This window comes from Microbacterium mcarthurae (assembly GCF_046064585.1).
Taxonomy (GTDB): domain Bacteria; phylum Actinomycetota; class Actinomycetes; order Actinomycetales; family Microbacteriaceae; genus Microbacterium; species Microbacterium mcarthurae.
Window position 1 is genome coordinate 474,261 of record NZ_JAROCE010000002.1, and the last position, 19,698, is coordinate 493,958.

The window sequence follows — 19,698 nt, forward strand, 5'->3', positions numbered from 1 at the left end:
ATACAGCACGACACGCCCCGCCCGTTCTTGCACGTCGCTCAGACTAGGGGCGCGTTGTGACGGGCATGTGTCGGTGACGTCGCTCCGGCCGTGTGGGGCGGATTCCGTGCGTTGGGGCGCGCAATGGACGCCCCGGTGCACAGATCGCGCCCCGAGGCCGAACCCGTGCCGCCAACCGTGAGGGAGACGCGAAACGGCCCCGGTCCGCCGAAGCGGGACCGGGGCCGTTGCTGCAGCGAATTACTTCGCGGCGACCACCTGGAGGGTGATCACGGCGGTGACGTCGTCACGCAGGCGAACGGTCGCCTCGTGCTCGCCCACCGACTTGATCGCCGAGGTGATCTGGATCTTGCGCTTGTCGAGCTCACCGAGACCGGCGGCCTTGACCGCGTCGGCCACATCGCCCGTCTTGACCGAACCGAACAGACGGCCCTCGGCACCGGCCTTGACGGCCAGCTTGACGGTGTTGGACTCGAGCGTGTTCTTCAGGGCCACGGCCTCTTCGTGGTCGTGGATCGCACGGCTCTCGCGAGCGGCACGGATCGACGAGACCTGCTTCTCGCCACCGCGCGTCCACGCGACAGCGAAGCCCTGGGGGATGAGGTAGTTGCGGGCGTACCCGTTCTTGACCTCGACAACGTCACCGGCGCTACCGAGCCCGGTGACCTCATTCGTGAGAATCAGCTTTGCCATCGGGTGCTCCTTAGCGGCCGGCGCCGGCGTAGGGCAGGAGAGCCATCTCGCGCGCGTTCTTGATGGCGCGGGCGATCAGGCGCTGCTCCTGCACGGAGACACCGGTGATACGACGGGCGCGGATCTTGCCGCGCTCCGAGATGAACTTGCGGAGGGTCGCGACGTCCTTGTAGTCGATGACGCCGACGCGGATCGCCTTCGCGGGGGCTGCGTTCTTCGCGCCCTTCCGCGGCTTGCGGCGGTCGCCAGTGGCCTTTCCAGCCATGCTTCCTTCTTTCGTGTGGTTTCGGATGCCGGGGGCACATGCGGCGCCCGGGCTCGGCATCCGGAATTTCGGGGGTCGTCACGCCGTGAGGCGTAGCGAGATCAGAACGGGGTGTCGTCTCCGTAGGAACCGGGAGTGCTCCACGCGTCGGCGCCGCCGCCCTGGTTCGACCCGGGGGTCGACCACGGCTCGTCGTTCGACTGCTGCACCTGCGGGCGTCCGCCGCCACCGCCGCCGCCCGAAGAGGCGGCACGGGTGACCTGCGCGGTCGCGTAGCGGAGCGAGGGGCCGATCTCGTCGACCTCCAGCTCGATGGAGGTGCGGTTGTTGCCCTCGCGGTCCTGGTACGAGCGCTGCTTCAGGCGACCGGTCGCGATGACACGGGACCCCTTCGTCAGCGATCCGGCGACGTGCTCGGCGAATTCGCGCCACACCGAGGCGCGCAGGAAGAGCGCCTCGCCGTCCTTCCACTCGTTCGCCTGACGGTCGAACGTGCGGGGGGTCGACGCGATGGTGAAGTTCGCCACCGGCAGCCCGTTCTGCGTGTACCGCAGCTCGGGGTCGGCCGTGAGGTTCCCCACGACGGTGATGACGGTTTCGCCGGCCATCGTCGTTACTTCGCAGCCTTCTCGGCGGACTCGACCTTGCGGGGAGCGGCAGCCTTGCGGGCGGCCTTCTCCTCGGAGCGCTTCGCCTCGGCGGCGACCTGCGCGATGGCCTCCTCGGCGCGGAGGACCTTGGTGCGCATGATCTGCTCGCTCAGCTTCAGCTGGCGGTCGAGCTCCTGCGTGGCCTCGCTCGTGGCGGTGAAGTCGACGACGGCGTAGATGCCCTCGTTCTTCTTCTTGATCTCGTAGGCCAGACGGCGGCGTCCCCAGACATCCACCTTGTCGATGGTTCCCCCATCGTTGGTGATGACCTTGAGGAACCCGTCGAGCTTCGGAGCGACCTGGCGCTCGTCGACCTCGGGGTCGAAGATGACCATGAGTTCGTACTGGTGCGTCACTAACCCACCTCCTTCGGACTAGAACGGCTGACGGGCATTTCCCGGCAGCAGGAGGGTGTGTTGCACGTCGTCTCGGGCTTACACGCGCATGGGCGTCGCCAGACAACCTTCGTAGTCTAACGGATGCCGGGGGTCGGCGGGAATCCGCGTTCTGAGTCCCGACCCGGCGCCGGCAGCATCGCCCTCGGTAGCGTGGGGCGACGACGGAAGGCGGAATGCATGGCGATCGACACTTCGGCCCTGACCGGTCCGGTCGACCGCGCCGAGGTTCGCGCGTTCACCGCCCGCCTCCGCCGCGAGGGGCAACTGACCAGCGCCGTCGTCACCGCGATCGGGATCGTTCTCGTCGGCGGCATCCTGCTTTCGTCGGCCACCCTGCTCGCCTCGGTCGTGAGCTTCGGGCTGCTCGCGTCACCGGATGGGCGACCGAGCCCGATCGGTATCGGCTTCCTCCTGTTCTTCGCCGCCGTGGTCGCGATGATCGGGTACGCGCTCGTGAAGCTGTTCCACGGTCGCGCGGAACGGCGGTACCGGCTGGCGCGCTTCGCGGAGGCGAACGGCATGACGTGGACGCCGGCCGTTCCGAATCCCGCACTTCCGGGGATGATCTTCGGGGAGGGACGCAACCGAGAGGCGACCGACGTCGTCCGCGGGCCGCGGCCGCGCTGGGTCGAGGTCGGCAACTACACGTACAAGACCGGTTCCGGAAAGAGCGAGCAGACCCACAAGTGGGCGTACGTCGAGATGCGCCTGGACACGCCCCTCCCCCACATCGTGCTGGATGCCGTCGGCAACAACGGCCTGCTCGGCGCGTCGAATCTGCCCGCGACCTTTGGCCGCGATCAGCGCCTGAGCCTCGAGGGCGACTTCGACCGGTACTTCGCGCTGTACTGCCCGAAGGGCTACGAGCGCGACGCGCTGTACCTCTTCACGCCCGACGTGATGGCGCGGTTCATCGACAACGCCGCGGCCCTCGACGTCGAGATCGTCGACGACCGCCTGTTCCTCTATGCGCGGCGTGAGCTGTCGACCACCGATCCGGCGGTGTGGGAGTGGATTCTCGGCACGGTGGATGCCATCGACGACAAGCTCGCGCAGTGGGCACGGTGGCGCGACGAGCGCCTCGCGGTGGACGCGGCGCCCGCCCCGGTGGCATCCGGTGTTCCGTTGCTCACTCCCCCGCCCGCCGGAGTCGCCCGCGAAGGACGCCGCCTGCGCCGCGGCTTCTCGTGGATCACCGCGGTGTTCGTCGTCCTCGGCGTCGGGTGGTGGCTGCTGACGATCGTGTGGGACGCATTCGCCCGGTGATCCGCGTTGGGCGCGTGAGGTGCCAAGAATTGTCGCCTGGCGCTTCGCTCAGGCGACAATTCTTGGCGCCTCACGCCGCTCTTGGCCCGGTCAGTGCGCCGACCAGCCGCCGTCCATGACGTAGCTGGTGCCGGTGACCATCGCGGCATCCGGGCCCGCGAGCCACATCGCGAGCGACGCCACCTCGCTCGGCTCGACGAGGCGCTTGATCGCGGCATCCTTCAGAAGCACCTTCTCGAGCACCTCGGACTCCGGGATGCCGTGCGCCCGCGCCTGATCAGCGATCTGCTTCTCCACGAGCGGCGATCGCACGTACCCCGGGTCGATGCAGACGCTGGTGACGCCTCGCGGGCCGCCCTCGAGGGCCGTCGTCTTGGACAGTCCCTCGAGGCCGTGCTTGGCCGTCACATACGCAGACTTATATGCCGACGCGCGTATACCGTGCACACTCGAGACGTTCAGCACTCGGCCGAAGCCCCGCTCGTACATTCCCGGGAGGGCCGCGCGGATGAGCAGGAACGGCGCCTCGAGCATGAGGCGCAGCATGAACGAGAACCGTTCGGGCGCGAAATCCTCGATCGGGCTGACGTGCTGGATGCCGGCATTGTTGACCAGGATGTCGACGTCGAGACGCAGGTCGGCCAGCGCCGCCGTATCGGACAGGTCGACCGCCCACGCGCGGCCGCCGATCTCGGCGGCGAGGGCTTCCGCACCCTCGGCGTTGAGATCGGCGACCGTCACGGTGGCCCCGGCCTCGGCGAACGTCCGCGCGATCGCGGCACCGATGCCGCTGGCACCGCCGGTGACGAGGGCGCGGCGTCCGCTGAGGTCGATGCTCATGTGTCCTACTTCCCCCGCGCTGCGTCGGCGGCGTCGATGTCGCGCAGCGAGATCCCGCGCGTTTCCTTGAGCGACAGTACGGCCACCGAGGTGAGCGCACAGGCGACCACGATGTAGATCGCGATGGGCAGCCACGAACCGAAATCACGCAGCCACTGCGTCGCCAGGATCGGTGCGAGCGAGCCGGCGAGGATCGCGGTGACCTGAGCTCCGAGCGAGACGCCCGAGTAGCGCATGCGCGTCGGGAAGAGCTCCGCCATGACGGCCGGTTGCGGCGCGTACATGCCGGCGTGGAACACCAGGCCGATCGAGACGGCGGCGACGATGACGACGGGGTTGAGCGTGTCGAACATCGGGAAGGCGAAGAACGCCCAGGTCGCGCTGAGGACCGCGCCCGCGAGGTACACGGGCTTGCGGCCGATGCGGTCGGCGAGGCGGCCGAGCGGGGGGATCACGGCGAAATGGATCACGTGCGCGATCAGCAGCGCGAGGAGAAGCTGGCTCGTGTCGTACGAGTGGACGAACTTCAGGTACACGATCGAGAAGCTGACGACGATGTAGTAGACGATGTTCTCCGCGAACCGCACGCCCATGGCCTGGATGACGCCCTTGGGGTAGCGGCGCAGCACCTCGACGACGCCGAACGACGTCGCCTTCTCCTGCTCGACCTGCTTCTTGGCCTCGAGGAAGATCGGCGCCTCTTCCACGTGCGTGCGGATGTAGAACCCGACGAGCACGATCACCGCCGACAGCCAGAAGGCGATGCGCCAACCCCAGTCGAGGAACGCCGCGGGGGAGAGCACGAACGACGTCACGAGCAGCACGAGGGTTGCCAGGAGGTTCCCGACCGGAACGGCGGCCTGGGGCCAGCTCGCCCAGAACGCGCGCGAGCGGTTCGGGCTCTGCTCGGCGACCAGCAGGACGGCACCGCCCCACTCACCACCGACGGCGAAGCCCTGGATGAAGCGCAGGGCGACGAGCATCGCGGGCGCCCAGTATCCGACCGACGCGAAGCCGGGGAGGCATCCCATCAAGAACGTCGCCGCACCGACGATGATGATCGTCGCCTGCAGCGTGGGCTTCCGGCCAAACCGGTCACCGATCTGGCCGAAGACGATGCCGCCGAGCGGGCGGGCGACGAAGCCGACGGCGTACGTGACGAACGCGGCGATGATGCCGTCGAGCGGCGAGCCCGACGACGGGAAGAAGAACGTGCCGAAGACCAGGCTTGCGGCGGTGGCGTAGAGGAAGAACTCGTACCACTCCACGACCGTTCCGGCCATGGAGGCGGCGACGACGCGTCGAATCTTGCTGTTCGAGATCTCGGGGGAGGCGCTGCGTTGCGCGGTGGGGGATTCCATGCTGCTCCTTCGGTGTCGACGGTGACATCCGGTGACGAGTCTGGGGCGCCGCGGGTACTGCGGCAATGCCCAGACATGCGGACCCATTGTGCAGAATTGCACACATGGATGCCACGAACGTCCGCGCCGACGACCTCCTGATGCTCCTCGCGGTCGCACGTACCGGCCGCTACACCGCCGCTGCGCAGGTGCGGGGCGTGGATCACACGACCGTCGCCCGGCGCATCGCCGCCCTCGAAGACGCCCTCGGCGGACGGCTCGTCGCCGCCTCCGGCCGCGGCTGGGAGCTGACGACACTCGGACAGCACGCCGTCGAGACCGCTGGACGCATCGAGGCCGCCCTGTCCCGCCTGTCGGGTGGGGGAGAGGAGCCCGACCCCGTGTCGGGAGTCGTGCGGATGTCGGCCACCGACGGGTTCAGCGCCTACGTCGCCGCCCCCGCGATCGCGGCGTTGCGGCAGCGGCATCCCGAGCTGTCCGTCGAGATCGTGGCGACGCAGCGACGCGCGGCCCTGCACCGCCCCGGCCTCGACCTCGAAGTGGTGGTGGGGGAGCCGCAGACATCACGCGGCACGGCGACCCGGCTCGGCACCTACACGCTGGGCATGTACGCGTCGCGGGCGTACCTGGAGCGGGAGGGCACTCCGTGCGACCTCGCCGAACTCGAGCAGCACCGGCTCGTGTACTTCGTCGACTCGATGCTGCAGGTCGAGGCGCTGGACCTTCCCCGGCGCCTAGTCCCGCGCATGCGCGACGGCGTCACATCGACGAACGTTTTCGTTCACGTGGAAGCGACACGGGTAGGTGCCGGAATCGGCATGCTTCCATGCTTCGCCGCCGACCGGCATCCGAATCTCGTGCGACTGCTGCCCGACCAGGTCGCCGAGCGTCTGCCCTACTGGATGATCGTGCGCGCGGATTCCCTGCGAATCCCCGCGGTTGCCGCCCTGGCGGAGGCGTTGCGCGCCCAGACCGCTCTCTCGCAGTCCATGCTCGACGGGGCATAGACACGCGTGGGCGTCTGTCTGCCGCTTCGGTGTCCAAGACACGCGGACGGGCGCTGGCGGCATCCGCGTGTCTTGGACACGCGACGGGGGGTCAGCGCCGCGCGACGTCAATAGGGTCGCCGGTGCGCGCGAGGTCGGCCTCGAGTTCGCGCACGATCGGAATGACCGTCTCGCCGAAGCGTTCGAGCTCCTCCTGGAAATGCAGGAACCCCAGAAGGAAGAGGTCGACGCCGCGCTTCTTGTACTCGATGATCCGCTCGGCGATCTGCTGCGCGTCGCCGAAGAGTTGCGTGCGGAAACCGTCGTTGTACTGCACGAGGTCTTCGACCGACGAGTCGGCCCACATGCCCTTCTTGTCCTTCGTGGCGTTGCCGGCCTCCTGCACGCTCTTGCGGAACCCCTCGACCGCACCGCCGTCGGCGTGCGCGATGATCTCGCGCAGCTGCTGCTCCGCCTCGGCGCGGCTGTCGCGCTGGATGACGAAACCGTTGAGACCGAACCGCGTGCGGCGACCGTGCTCGGCCGCGATCCGCGTGACGTCGTCGTACTGCTCGGTGAAGCCGTCGAAGTCCTTGCCGTTGGAGAAGTACCAGTCGGCGAAAGCGCCGCCGTTGAAGCGGGCCGCGGTGGAGTTCCCGCCCTGGAAGATGTCGGGGTGCGCGCGGCCCGGCACCTCGTACGGGAACGGGCGCAGCGTGAAGTTGGTGATGTCGTAGTACTTGCCGTGGAACGAGAACTTCTCCTGCGTCCACAGGCCGCGCAGCACCTGGATGAACTCCGCCGCGCGCTCGTACCGTTCGTCGTGTTCGAGCCACTCGAGGCCGAGGTCGGTGTACTCGTCCTTGAACCAGCCGCTGACGACGTTCACCGCGGCGCGTCCGTGCGAGAACTGGTCGGCGGTGTTGATGAACTTCGCGAGGACCGCGGGATGCCAGATCCCGGGGTGGATCGCCGCGATGACCTTCAGCTTTTCGGTGGCTAGCAGCAGCGCGAGGCTGATGGATGTGGACTCGTGCTGCTGAGCGGCGCCGTAACTCGAGGCGTACCGCACCTGGCTCAGCGCGTACTCGAAGCCGACGCGCTCGGCGGTCCGGGCGAGCTCCACGTTGTACTCGAGGCTCCAGTCGGTGCGCTGCTCGATCGAGCTGATGACGAGGCCGCCGCTGACGTTCGGCACCCAGTAGGCGAACTTCAGGGGCTCGTGCGTGGGGGCGATGTCGTTCATGGGGACTCCTCGCTGATCGGTTCCGAGCCACCGTCGCACCGGTCGCGCGGGCGGTCAACGCCGTGTGACGGCCCGTGTCGTTGCATGACGACACACTTCCTCCACCCGGGGAGGATGGATGCCATGACCTCCCCCCAGCGCGTCCGTTTTGGTTACTGGACCCCGATCTTCGGCGGGTGGCTCCGCAACGTCGACGACGAGCACACGCCGGTGTCGTTCGCGCACATCGCCGAGATCGCCCGCGCCGCCGAGGAGGGCGGCTTCGACCTGACGCTCATTCCCGAGCTGAACCTCAACGACATCAAGGGCGTCGAGGCGCCGTCGCTCGACGCGTGGGCCGTGACCGCCGGGCTCGCTGCCGTCACATCCAAGCTCGAGCTGCTCGCGGCCGTCCGGCCGGGGTTCCACAACCCGTTCCACACGGCGAAGCAGGCGGCGACGATCGACGAGATCAGCGGCGGCCGGTTCACCCTCAACGTGGTGTCCGCGTGGTGGGCCGAGGAGGCGAAGCAGTACGACGGCCTTTTCAGCGCGCACGACGACCGGTATGCCCGCACGATCGAGTGGGTCGAGGTGCTCCGAGGGCTGTGGACGCAGACGCCGTTCGCGTACGAGGGGGAGTACTACCGCACCGAGGGCACGTACCTCGAGCCGAAGCCGCGCGTGATCCCGCGCCTGTACGCCGGGGGAGAGAGCGAAGCGGGCCGGACGGCGATCACGCGCTTCGCCGACGCGTACCTCACGCACGGCGGCACGCTCGACGAACTCGAGGTGAAGGTGGCCGACATGCGGCGGCGCCGGGCGGAAGCGGGGGCCGAGCCGTTCGAGGCGTTCGGTATGGCCGCGTATGCGATCGTCCGCGACACCGAGGAAGAGGCACAGGCCGAGATCGACCGCATCACCGACGTGCGCGGGGGAGCGGCCTACGGCTCGTACCAGGACTTCGTCAGCAAGTCGAAGCTCGACACCCCGGTCGACCTCAAGGAGTACTCGGTCTCGAACCGGGGCCTACGCCCAAACCTCGTCGGCACGCCCGACCAGGTGGCCGAGCGCATCGTGGCGTTCGCGAACGTCGGCGTCTCGACGCTGCTGCTGCAGTTCTCGCCGCACCTGCCCGAGCTGCAGCGCTTCGCCGCCGAGGTCATCCCGCGCGTGCGGCGCCTGGAGGCGTTGCGCGACGCGTGAGGTCGGAGTTGAGTGTCCAAGACACGCGGACCGACCGCCGTGGCATCCGCGTGTCTTGGACACTCAACGCAGAGACCGGAACCCCGCCACGAAGGGCAGCATCATCGCCCGCCGTTCAGTGTCCAGAACACGCGGGTGTCGGGCCTCGGTATCCGCGTGTCTTGGACACTCAAGAGGGGCGCGACGCCACGCGTCAGCGCGCTGACGCGACGCCCCCACACCACCCGCGCTTCAGTGTCCACAACACGCGGGCGGGGTGCCACTGCATCCGCGTGTCCTGGACACCCAAACGCCGAACACGACGCCACGCCCCGGACAGCGCCCGCCCGACGCCCCGAGCGGAGCCCGACGCCCCGGCCCGCCTCAGCGCGCGAGAACCGGAGCGTCCTGCTCGAGCAGCGCGCCGAGCCAGCGCGCGATCTGACGCGGACCGGAACGGGGGGCGGATGCCTCGACCTCGGGGTTGTAGTTCGTGTTGGTGTTCACGTCGTAGGTGACGGTGCGGCCGTCGAGCGTTTCGATGAACTCGATGCCGGCGACGCCGATGCCCTCGGCGGCAAGGAAGGCCAGGTATCGGTCGATGAGCGCAGGGTCGACGTCGTCGCGCAGGCGGAACATCGGCTCGGGCTCGACGCCGTCGGCTCCAGGGATCGCGCACGCTTCGGCCGGGCACAGCTCGAAGCTGCCCGCGCTCGTGTCGACCCGCACGGCGTAGACGAACTCACCGCCGACGAACTCGGCGCGCGTCACGAACGGCGCGCGCGCCACGAGCAGCTCCTGCAGCAGGGTGATGCCGTCGGGCGACGGCTCGAAGTCGGGGCCGCCGACCCACGCCGCGAACTCGGCGTGCGAGTCCCACCGGCGTACGCCCAGACCCTTGCCGCCCTGGTTGTGCTTGCTGATGAACGGCGCCCCGAACTCTTCCGCCTTCGCCGCGAGCTGGGCGGTGCCGAAGACCGCCGTCGTGCGTGGCACCTCGATGCCCGCGTGACGCAGGGCGGCGTGCTGCGCCACCTTACTCACCTCGAGCTCGAGCACGTCGGCACCGTTGACCACCGTGCGGCCCCATGATGTGAGCCAGCGCAGGACAGCGCGGCCGTACTCTTTGCTTGCCGCGTGGTCGCGCGTGTGCGCCGACGCGCTGAGCCGCGACCAGAACACGCCCTCGGGCGGCTCGACCGAGAGGTCGATGGACCCGTCGGTCAGCAGCCATTCCTCCAACCGAACACCTTCCGCCTCGAACGCCGCCTGGAACGGCGGAAGCCACTGGGGGTTCTCATGGATCACGTACACACTGCCCGACATGCTCTCCACGCTAACCCGGACCCCCGACACCGGGACGGGCCGGCGTCACGGGCCGTCACGGCCTTCCGCGGGGTGCAGGCCCGGGGGAGTGGCATCCGGGTCTGTATCGTGGCAAGGCTGTACGACCGGAGAGGGATGCCATGACCACCGAGTACATCGAGGCCAACCGCGCCAACTGGGACGAGCGCGCCACCCTGCACGCCGCCCGTGACGGATCGGGCTACGGCGTGCTGCGCTACGTCGACGACCGGGAGGCCCTGTCGGACGTCGTTAGGTTCGACCAGCCGCTGCTCGGCGACCTGACGGGGAAGCGTGCGGTTCATCTGCAATGTCACATCGGCACCGACACCCTGTCACTCTCGCGCCTGGGTGCCCGCGTGACGGGCCTCGACTTCTCGGAGAATGCCGTCGCCGAGGCGCGCCGGCTCGTCGTGGAGACCGAAGACGACGTGGATTTCGTCCAATCGGACGTTTTTCACGCGACCGATGTGCTGCCGGCGGGGGAGTTCGACCTCGTCTACACCGGGATCGGGGCGCTCTGCTGGCTCCCCTCGATCACCGAGTGGGCGGGCGTCGTGGCCGAGCTGCTGGCCCCGGGCGGAACCCTGCACATCCGCGAGGTGCACCCGATCCTGTGGTCGATGAACGAGACGCTGCCGGGGCTCACCCTCGCATTCCCGTACTTCGAGCAGCCGGCGCCCCTGGAATGGGATGACGACAGCACCTATGTCGAGGTGTCGGCGCCGCTGCAGTCCACGCGGACGTACGAGTGGAACCGCGGCCTCGGCGAGATCGTCACGGCCCTGCTCAACCGCGGGCTCCGGCTCGACGCGCTCATCGAGCACGACAGCGTGCCGTGGGAGGCCCTCCCCGGCCGCATGACTCTGCGCCCCGACGGCGAATACGCTCTCACCGAGCAGCCGTCGGTGATGCCGCTGAGCTACACGATTCGGGCATCGAGGCCGGTGTGACCAGCAAAAACCGCGGCCGAACGCTGCCAAAGACCGGCCCCGCAGTCAAGTCCCCCCCGCTCTCAGAGCCGGGGGGGGGTGGCTCTGCCACCCGCGACCTGCACGGTGGAACGCGAGAAGCGGCGCAATCGTGCCGTGTGAGACGAGGGGCGCAGGGATGACATCGACCAGAACACCCACCATCGCGGGCGTGCTCATCCTCGCGGCCCTAGGTCTCGCGGGCTGCTCGGGCGAGACGCCGGCGCCGAACACTCCGGCTCCGACAGTTTCGACCGCCTCGGCGACACCCACGTCCGACGCGCAGAGCGACGAGGCTTCGCTCCCTCTCCCGGTCGATGAGATCAGCGATTGGGCGGAGACGGCCGTGCCGCCGTCCGAAGGCACCGCGCTGACCGGTCGACTCGCCGGCTGGCTGAGCCAGAACACGTCGCCCCATCAACGCAACTCGTTCGAAACCCTGCCCGCCGGGACGTATCAGGCACAGCTGGCCTGCCGGGGGAGCGGCACGATCACGCTGTCCGCCGGAGAACTCGACGACGATTCTGCGACCGCCACCACCACATGCACCAACTCGACGATCGCCTTCGACGTGTCGATCGCGGGCACGGGGATGACGATCGACCTCGACCTCGACGGTGACCCCACGATCTACGCCATCTCGCTCATCAAGATGGCCTGATCTATCACGACCCCGACGAACGTCGTCCTCCTAAGGATCCCGCCGCGCGCGCAGCGCGCGCGTCCGGGCCAGCATCAGGGCATGGCCGCATCGATCACCGCCCCACCGCGATCGACGGGCGGGACTTCGTCATTCGTTGCTTCTCTCCGCGCGACCGAAAGTCGCGAGATCAGAGATCACGAGAATCGGGGCACCTAAACTGCCACCCCGAACGCCACCGCCTCCTCCTCGGTCAGCATCCGCGACCGAATCAAGAACCGCATCCCCGTCGGACCCTCGACCGAGAACCCGGCGCCGCGGCCCGGCACGACGTCGATCGTCAGGTGCGTGAACTTCCAGTACTCGAACTGCGACTCCGACATGTACACCTCGATCGGGTCGTCGAGACCGACGTCGATCGAGCCGAGGTGCACGTCGCTGGGGCCGGTGAGGAACATCCCCACCGGGTAACACATGGGGGAGCTGCCGTCGCAACAGCCGCCCGACTGGTGGAACATCAGCGGGCCGTGCTTCGCCGTCAGGTCGCGCAGCAGCGCGGCCGCGGCATCCGTCACGTCCACGCGTGAGAGGTCTGGCATCCGTTCTTCTCCTTCGAATCCGGAAACGGGTGTGACCCCCGGACAGCATCCGGGGGTCACGAGGGCCGGGGTCGCCGCCACGACCCCGGCTCCGCGGATCAGAAGAAGCCCATCGCGCCTTCGGCGTACGACACGAGCAGGTTCTTCGTCTGCTGGTAGTGGTCGAGCATCTTGAGGTGGTTCTCGCGACCGATGCCCGACTGCTTGTACCCGCCGAACGCGGCGTGCGCCGGGTACTGGTGGTAGGTGTTGGTCCAGACGCGTCCGGCCTCGATGGCGCGACCGGCACGGTACGCGGTGTCGCCGTTGCGGCTCCACACGCCGGCGCCGAGGCCGTAGAGCGTGTCGTTCGCGATCGAGATCGCGTCGTCGAAGGTGTCGAACGACGTGACCGAGAGCACCGGGCCGAAGATCTCCTCCTGGAAGATCCGCATGTCGTTCGTGCCCTCGAACACCGTCGGCTGCACGTAGTAGCCGCCCGACAGCTCGCCGCCGAGGTCGACCCGCTCACCGCCGGTGAGCAGCTTCGCGCCGCCGGCCTTGCCGATCTCGATGTACGACAGGATCTTCTCGAGCTGGTCGTTCGAGGCCTGCGCGCCGATCATCGTCTCGGGGTCGAGCGGGTTGCCCTGCTTCACCTTGCCGACGCGCGCCAGGCCGTCACCGAGGAACTGGTCGTAAATCGACCGCTGGATCAACGCCCGCGACGGGCACGTGCACACCTCACCCTGGTTGAGGGCGAAGAGCGTGAAGCCCTCGAGCGCCTTGTCGTAGTAGGCGTCGTCGGTCGCGCGAGCCACGTCCTCGAAGAAGAGGTTGGGGCTCTTGCCCCCGAGCTCGAGCGTCACCGGGATGAGGTTCTGCGACGCGTACTGCATGATCAGGCGACCCGTCGTGGTCTCACCCGTGAAGGCGACCTTGCGGATCCGCTTGTGCTGCGCGAGCGGTGCCCCCGCCTCGATGCCGAAGCCGTTGACGATGTTCACCACACCGGCCGGCAGCAGGTCACCGATGATGTCGAACAGGAAGAGAAGGGATGCCGGGGTCTGCTCCGCCGGCTTGATCACGACGCAGTTGCCGGCGGCGAGTGCCGGAGCGAGCTTCCACGCGGCCATGAGGATCGGGAAGTTCCACGGGATGATCTGGCCGACGACACCGAGCGGCTCATTGAAGTGGTACGCGACGGTGTTCTCGTCGAGCTGGCTGAGCGAGCCCTCCTGCGCCCGGAGCACCCCGGCGAAGTAGCGGAAGTGGTCGACGGTCAGCGGAATGTCGGCGGCGAGCGTTTCACGCACCGGCTTGCCGTTCTCCCACGTCTCGGCGACGGCGATGGACTCGAGGTTCTGCTCGATGCGATCGGCGATCTTGTTCAGGATGACGCTGCGCTCGGCGGGCGTGGTCTTCTTCCAGGATGCGAACGCCTTCCACGCGGCATCCACCGCCCGGTCGATGTCGGCGGCGTCGCCGCGCGCGACTTCGCAGAACGGCTTTCCGGTGACGGGAGTGATGTCTTCGAAGTACTCGCCGCTGTGCGGCTCGACCCACTCCCCGCCGATGTAATGCCCATACCGTTCGCGGTACTGGGCGACGGCCCCGCGCTGTCCGGGGGCGGCGTAGACGCTGGAAACGCCTTCTTCGACGATAGTCATGCGTGTCTCCTTCGACGGTCATGAACGCCGCGACGGCCTTTGGGGCGGCGATGCGCCGACGGTACGCCGGGGGAGGTTGCATCCGGTTGCATGGGGTGTGGGGCGCGGTCGGTGCTTGAGATCACCCGGTTTGTACGAGATGACCCCCGATTCCGCTCAACGACGGGTGATGTCGGCAAACGGGTGTGATCTCGACGGGCCACGGCCCCGGCGCGGCCGCGCCACGTGCGTGGGGCCCCAGAACGACGGATGCCACGACCCTCAGGCCGCGGCATCCGTTCGAGACGGTCGCGCAACACGGGATGCCACGGCGCCGAGGCCATGGCATCCCCGCACCCCCTACGCGTCGGCGTCGGCCAGCACCGATCGCAGCGGCGGGACGTTGACCTCGTGCAGGTCGACGTCGTCGAGCCGCTCGATGCTCACCACGCGCGGGGCGACCGTGCGGTCGTCGGCGACGATCCAGCTGCCGACGAGGAGGAAGCGGTCGTTGCCGGCGGTGATGGGCCCGGTGACGGCGAAGGTCTGGTGCGTGGGCGTGACGAACGTGACGCGCACAGGCGTGCCGTGGGGGAGGGTCGAGGGGTCGACCACGTCGGCCGAGAGCGCGGGCGTCGGGGCGGGGATGCCGAGGTCGATGCGCTGGATCTCGGCGCTGGTCGCGAGAATTACATCGCCGACGAGCGGCTGCCCGCCCACGCCGATGCGCACCGTTCCCTCGATCGCGTACAGGCCGTAGCGCGGCGACCGGACGAGCACGCGGGCGATGTCGCCCGCCTTCACCTCGGCGACGGCCTCGCGGATACGCCCCACATCGCGTCGGGCGCGAGCTGCCGAGAAGATGTCGAGCGTCTGTTCGTCCATGGATTCAGCGTAACCAGGGCCTCCGACATCAGTCCCGTTCGAGGCGCTCGATCCGCGCGACGAGCCCGGCGCGTTTGGGCGAGCGCGGCGGCAGCATCTCGAGGCACAGCCGCAGGAGATCAGCGTCGTCACGCGCGTCGGCCGTGTCGGCGTACGCCAGCAAGACGTCGACGCCGGCCTCTTCGACAAGGGCTTCGCGCAACGCCTGCCGCACCGACTCACGCACTTCGACCACCCCCGGCGCCACCGAGTCCGGAAGCACCGGCCCGCGGTACGCGGCGAGCGCGACGCGGTGCGCCCCGCGGTCGAGCAGCGACAGCACCTGCTGGGCGTCGGTCTCGAGCCCGTCGGGCAGCCGGTACGGACGGGATGCCGGCACGAGCCCGGGTGCGAGGGGCTCGAGCACCTTCCGCAGCCGCACCATCTCCGGGCGCAGCGTCTCGGTGGCGGGGTGGCCGTACACGGCCTCGCTGAGCGCCTCGGCCGACATTCCCTCCCGGTGCACGGCGAGCAAAAGCAGGATCTCGGCATGGCGGGCGCCGAGCTCGACCACCGTCTCACCCGCTTCGCCCGTCACTTCGAGAAGAGCCCGGTCGCGACCGAGGATCCGCAGCACGGCGCGCGTACCGGGGGAGCGCTTCGGTCGACGCGGCGGCGGATTCTGCTGCGCGCGGAGGCGCCCCACCAGGATCTCGCTCTCGATCGCCCGGGCCGTGGCATCCACCAGCAATTGCGCCTGCGGGGTGACGGCCTCGGGGCCTCCCGTGACGTCGATCACGCCGAGCAGGCGTCGCGTCTCGGGATCGTGCACCGGGGCCGCGGTGCACGACCACGGCTGCACGAGCCGGTTGAAGTGCTCCGCGCCGCGGATCTGCACCGACCGGTCCAGCGCGATGGCCGTTCCCGGGGCGGAGGTGCCCACGGCATCCTCCGCCCAGTTCGCCCCCGCGACGAAACCCATGTCGCCCGTGAGCGTGCGGATGTGGCGGTCGCCCTCGACCCACAGCAGGCGTCCGGCCGCATCGCCCACGGCGACGACGACACCGGAATCCTCGGCCGAACCGGGCAGCAGCAAGGCGCGCACCATGTCCATGACGCTTGCGAGCGGGTGCGCGCGGCGGTACGCCTCGAGCTCTTCCGAGGCGAGGTCGAGCGAGGGCAGCCCTTCGGGTCCGACGAGGGACGCCAACGACCGCCGCCACGATTCCTGCACGAGCGGACGCACGTCACTGAGCCGGCGATCCTCATTGCCCGCGAGGAGTTCGTCGTGCGCGCGCGCGATGAGCAACCCCGAGTTCTCGGGGGAGACGGCGGGTCGCGACCACGGTGAAGACACGAAACTCCCATCGGCGGTGACGGAGGTGGGTCCAGTGTAGGTGCGCGGCGGGCAGGGCGGCACAGGTTCGGCCGCGGCTTCTCGGTGGGCGGTCTCGAGCGTCGGGGCCCTCTCGGTGCACCGGGGCGGTTTTCGGACGCCCCAGTGCACGTTTCGTGCCCCGGTACACCCGGGACGACTTGACCGGGCGGCGCTCGCGGCATCCCCACATCCATGCGCCCGCGGTGATGAGACCCGTTCTCAAAGCGCCGGAAATGCCGTCAACCCCCGCCTGCGACGCGGGAGCTCGGAGGCACGGTGGAAGCACCCACCCACCGACAGAAAGGGATGCCATGAAGGCTGTTCAGTACCGCGAGATCGGCAAGGGACCCGAGGTTGTCGAGATCGAAGAACCCCATCCCGGCCCCGGCCAGGTACGTCTGAAGGTGACCGCGGCGGGCCTGTGCCACTCGGACTGGTTCGTCATGGACCTCCCGGAGGAGCAGTACACGTACGGCCTGCCCCTGACCCTCGGACATGAGGGCGCCGGCGTCGTCGACGAGCTCGGCGAAGGAGTCGAGGGCGTCGAGATCGGTGCCCCGTACGCCATCTACGGCCCGTGGGGCTGCGGCCGCTGCCACGCGTGCGCGAAGGGTGCGGAGAACTACTGCCCCCATGCCGCCGAGATGGGCATCACCCCTCCCGGTCTCGGCAGCCCGGGCGCGATGGCCGAGTACGTCATCGTCGACGACCCGCGGCACCTCGTTCCGCTCGGCGACCTTGACCCGGTCGAGACGGTGTCGCTGACGGATGCCGGACTCACGCCGTACCACGCGATCGTCTCGGCGAAGGAGAAGCTGTACCCCGGTGCGACGGCTGTCGTGATCGGCGTCGGCGGACTGGGCCACGTCGGCGTGCAGATCCTGCGGGCCATCTCGCAGGTCACGGTCATCGCGGTCGACCTCGGCGAGGACAAGCTCGCCCTCGCCCGCGAGGTCGGCGCTCACCACACGGTGACCTCCGACGAGCACGCCGCTGAGCGCATCCGCGAGCTGACGAACGGTCTCGGGGCGGCGGCGGTGTTCGACTTCGTCGGCGTGCAGCCCACGATCGACCTGGCCCGGGAGGTCGCCGCGATCGACAGCTTCATCCACATCGTCGGTATCGGCGGTGGCATCCTTCCCGCCGGCTTCTTCTCCACGCCGATGGGCGCCGCCGTCCGTGCGCCGTACTGGGGCACACGCAGCGAGCTCATCGAGGTGCTCGACCTCGCCCGCAGCGGCGCCGTCGGTGTGCACGTCGAGCGCTACGGCTTCGACTCCGCCGTGGAGGCGTACCAACGCCTCCACCACGGCGAGGTGCGCGGGCGCGCGGTCGTCGTTCCGTAAGCGGGGCGTCGCGCCGGGGCCTTCGGGGCGCGATCCGTGCGGCGGGGCGCACAATGGCCGCCCCATAGGCCGATTCGCGCCCCACCAGCGCCCAGGACGTCGAGGCCGGACCTCGCCTGTTCGGGGCGCGATGCGTGCACGGGGGCGATCAACATCCGCCCCGGTGCACGTTCCGCGCCCCGGAGGAGTCGCGCGCGGGCGCGGCAGCGTCAGCTGCGCGCCGCCCACCACTCCCGCAGGCGCTTCTCGGCCTCGGCCTCGCCGAGCATGCCCTCGTCGAGGCGCAGGTCGAGCAGGAAGCGGTACGCCTCACCGACCTCACGCCCGGGCTTCAGCCCCAGCAGCGCCTGGATCTGGTTGCCGTCGAGCTCGGGGCGGATCGCGTCGATCTCCTCCTGCTCGCGCAGCGCGACGATCCGGGCCTCGATGTCGTCGTAGGCGGATGCCAGGCGCTGGGCCTTGCGCTTGTTTCGGGTGGTCACGTCGGCACGGGTGAGGATGTGGAGACGTTCGAGCTCGTCACCGGCGTCGCGGACGTAGCGGCGGACGGCGGCATCCGTCCACGCCCCTTCGGCGTAGCCGAAGAACCGCAGGTGCAGCTCGACGAGCCGCGACACGACGTTCGTGGTCGCGGCGTCGAATCGCAGCGCCTGCAGGCGTTTACGCGCCATGCGGGCGCCCTTGACGTCGTGGTGGTGGAAGGTCACGCCCCCACCCGGCTCCAGGCGGCGGGTGGCGGGCTTACCGATGTCGTGCAGCAGCGCGGCCAGACGCAGCGGCACGTCGGGCGCCGCCCCCGGGTGCCGCTGCTTCTCGAGCGCGATGGCCTGGCGCAGCACCGTGAGCGAGTGCTCGTAGACGTCCTTGTGGTGGTGGTGCTCGTCGACCTCGAGCCGCAGCGCCGGGATCTCGGGCAGGAACTCGTCGATCAACCCCGTCTCGACGAGAACGCGGATGCCGCGCACCGGGTCGTCGGTCTGCAGCAGCCGCACGAGCTCGGCCTGCACGCGCTCGGGGCTCACGATCTCGAGCGTGCCGCGGAGTTCGGCGATGGCATCCACGGTGTCGGGGTCGACCGCGAAATCGAGCTGCGACGAGAACCGGGCGGCGCGGAGCATGCGCAGCGGGTCGTCGCCGAAGCTCACCGCCGGGTCGATCGGGGTGCGCAGGCGCTGCGCCAGGAGATCTTCAACCCCTCCTGTGGGGTCGACGAGCGTGCGCGCGGGGACGCGGAGCGCCATGGCGTTGACGGTGAAGTCGCGGCGGCTGAGGTCGGCCTCGAGGGTGTCGCCGAACTCGACCGTGGGCTTGCGGGTCACTCCGTCGTAGCTGTCGGCGCGGTAGGTCGTGATCTCGACCTGCTCGCCCTGCACTCTGGCGCCGATGGTGCCGAAGGCGCGACCGACATCCCACTGCACGGAGGAGACGGGCTTGACCAGCGCCAGGATCTCGTCGGGGCGTGCGTCAGTGGTGAAGTCGAAGTCGTGGGTGGTGCGTCCGAGCAGCGCGTCGCGCACCGGACCCCCGACGATCGCGAGGTCGCGCCCGGCATCGGCGAACACGCGAGCCAGAGTCGCCACGACGGGATGCTCGGCGAGCTCGCCGAGGCGCGCGACACCGTCGGCCATGTTCAGCATGCCTCCGAGCCTAACCGGGGCGACCTCGCCCGCGCGGCGAGGTGTCTCCCCCGGCATCCCCCCGGTTCAGTGTCCAGAACACGCGGAGCGTGCGCCGCTGCCTCCGCGTGTCTTGGACACTCAACCCCCGGACGCCCCGCGCCCCCACGCGCGCCCGCGGTCCCGGCGCCGCTCCCCGGCCGCCCCAGCACCGCTCCCCGGCACCCCTCCCGCTTCAGTGTCCAGAACACGCGGACAGCCCCCCGACGCATCCGCGTGTCTTGGACACTCAACCCCCCACGCGCGCCCGCGCCCCACGCGCGCCCGCGCCCCACGCGCGCCCGCGCCCCCCGCGGCGCCCGCGCCCCGGCACCCCACCCGCTTCAGTGTCCAGAACACGCGGACAGCCCGCCAACGCATCCGCGTGTCTTGGACACTCAACG

At 69.4% G+C, this 19,698-nt stretch carries 19 protein-coding genes; 6 read left to right on the plus strand and 13 right to left on the minus strand.

The window, feature by feature from the left end; translation table 11 throughout:
- Positions 1-240: 240 nt before the first annotated feature.
- From rplI to rpsF, 4 genes are all read right to left on the minus strand, one after another.
- Positions 241-693, minus strand: coding sequence for a 50S ribosomal protein L9 (gene rplI, locus P5G46_RS08835; protein WP_228161899.1), 453 nt, complete (start codon positions 691-693; stop codon positions 241-243).
- 10 nt (positions 694-703) lie between these two features.
- A complete protein-coding gene (gene rpsR, locus P5G46_RS08840) occupies positions 704-958 on the minus strand; it encodes a 30S ribosomal protein S18 (RefSeq protein WP_013584646.1) in 255 nt (84 codons plus the stop codon).
- Between the two features lie 101 nt (positions 959-1,059).
- The gene (locus P5G46_RS08845; protein WP_239277120.1) at positions 1,060-1,566 is read right to left on the minus strand and encodes a single-stranded DNA-binding protein; all 507 of its coding nucleotides are present in this window, start codon (positions 1,564-1,566) and stop codon (positions 1,060-1,062) included.
- Positions 1,567-1,571: 5 nt separating this feature from the next.
- Complete coding sequence (gene rpsF / locus P5G46_RS08850) at positions 1,572-1,964, minus strand: 30S ribosomal protein S6 (RefSeq protein ID WP_128217400.1); 393 nt, start codon at positions 1,962-1,964, stop codon at positions 1,572-1,574.
- A gap of 219 nt (positions 1,965-2,183) precedes the next feature.
- On the opposite strand from rpsF, the gene P5G46_RS08855 reads away from it, so the two are divergent.
- On the plus strand, positions 2,184-3,272 hold the full coding sequence (locus P5G46_RS08855; RefSeq protein ID WP_408905493.1) for a hypothetical protein: 1,089 nt from the start codon (positions 2,184-2,186) through the stop codon (positions 3,270-3,272).
- A 90-nt stretch (positions 3,273-3,362) separates the two neighbouring features.
- On the opposite strand, the gene P5G46_RS08860 is transcribed toward P5G46_RS08855, so the two are convergent.
- Both P5G46_RS08860 and P5G46_RS08865 read right to left on the minus strand, forming a co-directional pair.
- On the minus strand, positions 3,363-4,112 hold the full coding sequence (locus P5G46_RS08860; RefSeq protein WP_408905494.1) for a 3-hydroxybutyrate dehydrogenase: 750 nt from the start codon (positions 4,110-4,112) through the stop codon (positions 3,363-3,365).
- A gap of 5 nt (positions 4,113-4,117) precedes the next feature.
- Positions 4,118-5,473, minus strand: coding sequence for an MFS transporter (locus tag P5G46_RS08865; RefSeq protein ID WP_408905495.1), 1,356 nt, complete (start codon positions 5,471-5,473; stop codon positions 4,118-4,120).
- A 104-nt stretch (positions 5,474-5,577) separates the two neighbouring features.
- Here P5G46_RS08865 and P5G46_RS08870 point away from each other — a divergent pair, with 104 nt between their 5' ends.
- Positions 5,578-6,480: a LysR family transcriptional regulator gene (locus P5G46_RS08870; RefSeq protein ID WP_408905496.1), complete on the plus strand. Its 903-nt coding sequence runs from the start codon at positions 5,578-5,580 to the stop codon at positions 6,478-6,480.
- A 91-nt stretch (positions 6,481-6,571) separates the two neighbouring features.
- Here P5G46_RS08870 and sfnG read toward each other — a convergent pair whose 3' ends face one another.
- The gene (sfnG, locus tag P5G46_RS08875; protein ID WP_408905497.1) at positions 6,572-7,705 is read right to left on the minus strand and encodes a dimethylsulfone monooxygenase SfnG; all 1,134 of its coding nucleotides are present in this window, start codon (positions 7,703-7,705) and stop codon (positions 6,572-6,574) included.
- A gap of 123 nt (positions 7,706-7,828) precedes the next feature.
- Here sfnG and P5G46_RS08880 point away from each other — a divergent pair, with 123 nt between their 5' ends.
- Complete coding sequence (locus tag P5G46_RS08880; RefSeq protein ID WP_239277114.1) at positions 7,829-8,890, plus strand: LLM class flavin-dependent oxidoreductase; 1,062 nt, start codon at positions 7,829-7,831, stop codon at positions 8,888-8,890.
- A gap of 363 nt (positions 8,891-9,253) precedes the next feature.
- On the opposite strand, the gene P5G46_RS08885 is transcribed toward P5G46_RS08880, so the two are convergent.
- Positions 9,254-10,195: an ATP-grasp domain-containing protein gene (locus tag P5G46_RS08885; RefSeq protein ID WP_239277113.1), complete on the minus strand. Its 942-nt coding sequence runs from the start codon at positions 10,193-10,195 to the stop codon at positions 9,254-9,256.
- Positions 10,196-10,335: 140 nt separating this feature from the next.
- Between P5G46_RS08885 and P5G46_RS08890 the strand changes: the two genes are divergently transcribed.
- Complete coding sequence (locus P5G46_RS08890; RefSeq protein ID WP_408905498.1) at positions 10,336-11,166, plus strand: class I SAM-dependent methyltransferase; 831 nt, start codon at positions 10,336-10,338, stop codon at positions 11,164-11,166.
- Between the two features lie 157 nt (positions 11,167-11,323).
- Complete coding sequence (locus tag P5G46_RS08895) at positions 11,324-11,845, plus strand: hypothetical protein (protein ID WP_239277111.1); 522 nt, start codon at positions 11,324-11,326, stop codon at positions 11,843-11,845.
- A gap of 194 nt (positions 11,846-12,039) precedes the next feature.
- Here the strand turns inward: P5G46_RS08895 and P5G46_RS08900 are convergent, their stop codons facing one another.
- The 4 genes from P5G46_RS08900 to P5G46_RS08915 all read right to left on the minus strand — a co-directional run bounded on the left by P5G46_RS08900 (position 12,040) and on the right by P5G46_RS08915 (position 16,272).
- Positions 12,040-12,423, minus strand: coding sequence for a DUF779 domain-containing protein (locus P5G46_RS08900; protein WP_408905499.1), 384 nt, complete (start codon positions 12,421-12,423; stop codon positions 12,040-12,042).
- Positions 12,424-12,521: 98 nt separating this feature from the next.
- Positions 12,522-14,072, minus strand: a complete 1,551-nt coding sequence (exaC, locus tag P5G46_RS08905) for an acetaldehyde dehydrogenase ExaC (RefSeq protein ID WP_239277109.1) — start codon at positions 14,070-14,072, stop codon at positions 12,522-12,524.
- A 339-nt stretch (positions 14,073-14,411) separates the two neighbouring features.
- On the minus strand, positions 14,412-14,936 hold the full coding sequence (locus P5G46_RS08910) for a hypothetical protein (protein ID WP_408905500.1): 525 nt from the start codon (positions 14,934-14,936) through the stop codon (positions 14,412-14,414).
- Between the two features lie 28 nt (positions 14,937-14,964).
- A complete protein-coding gene (locus P5G46_RS08915) occupies positions 14,965-16,272 on the minus strand; it encodes a GAF domain-containing protein (RefSeq protein WP_408905501.1) in 1,308 nt (435 codons plus the stop codon).
- 332 nt (positions 16,273-16,604) lie between these two features.
- Here P5G46_RS08915 and P5G46_RS08920 point away from each other — a divergent pair, with 332 nt between their 5' ends.
- Entirely contained in the window at positions 16,605-17,639 is a 1,035-nt protein-coding gene (locus tag P5G46_RS08920; protein WP_408905502.1) for an NAD(P)-dependent alcohol dehydrogenase, read from the plus strand.
- 209 nt (positions 17,640-17,848) lie between these two features.
- On the opposite strand, the gene P5G46_RS08925 is transcribed toward P5G46_RS08920, so the two are convergent.
- The gene (locus P5G46_RS08925; protein ID WP_408905503.1) at positions 17,849-19,276 is read right to left on the minus strand and encodes a CCA tRNA nucleotidyltransferase; all 1,428 of its coding nucleotides are present in this window, start codon (positions 19,274-19,276) and stop codon (positions 17,849-17,851) included.
- Positions 19,277-19,698: the final 422 nt, after the last annotated feature.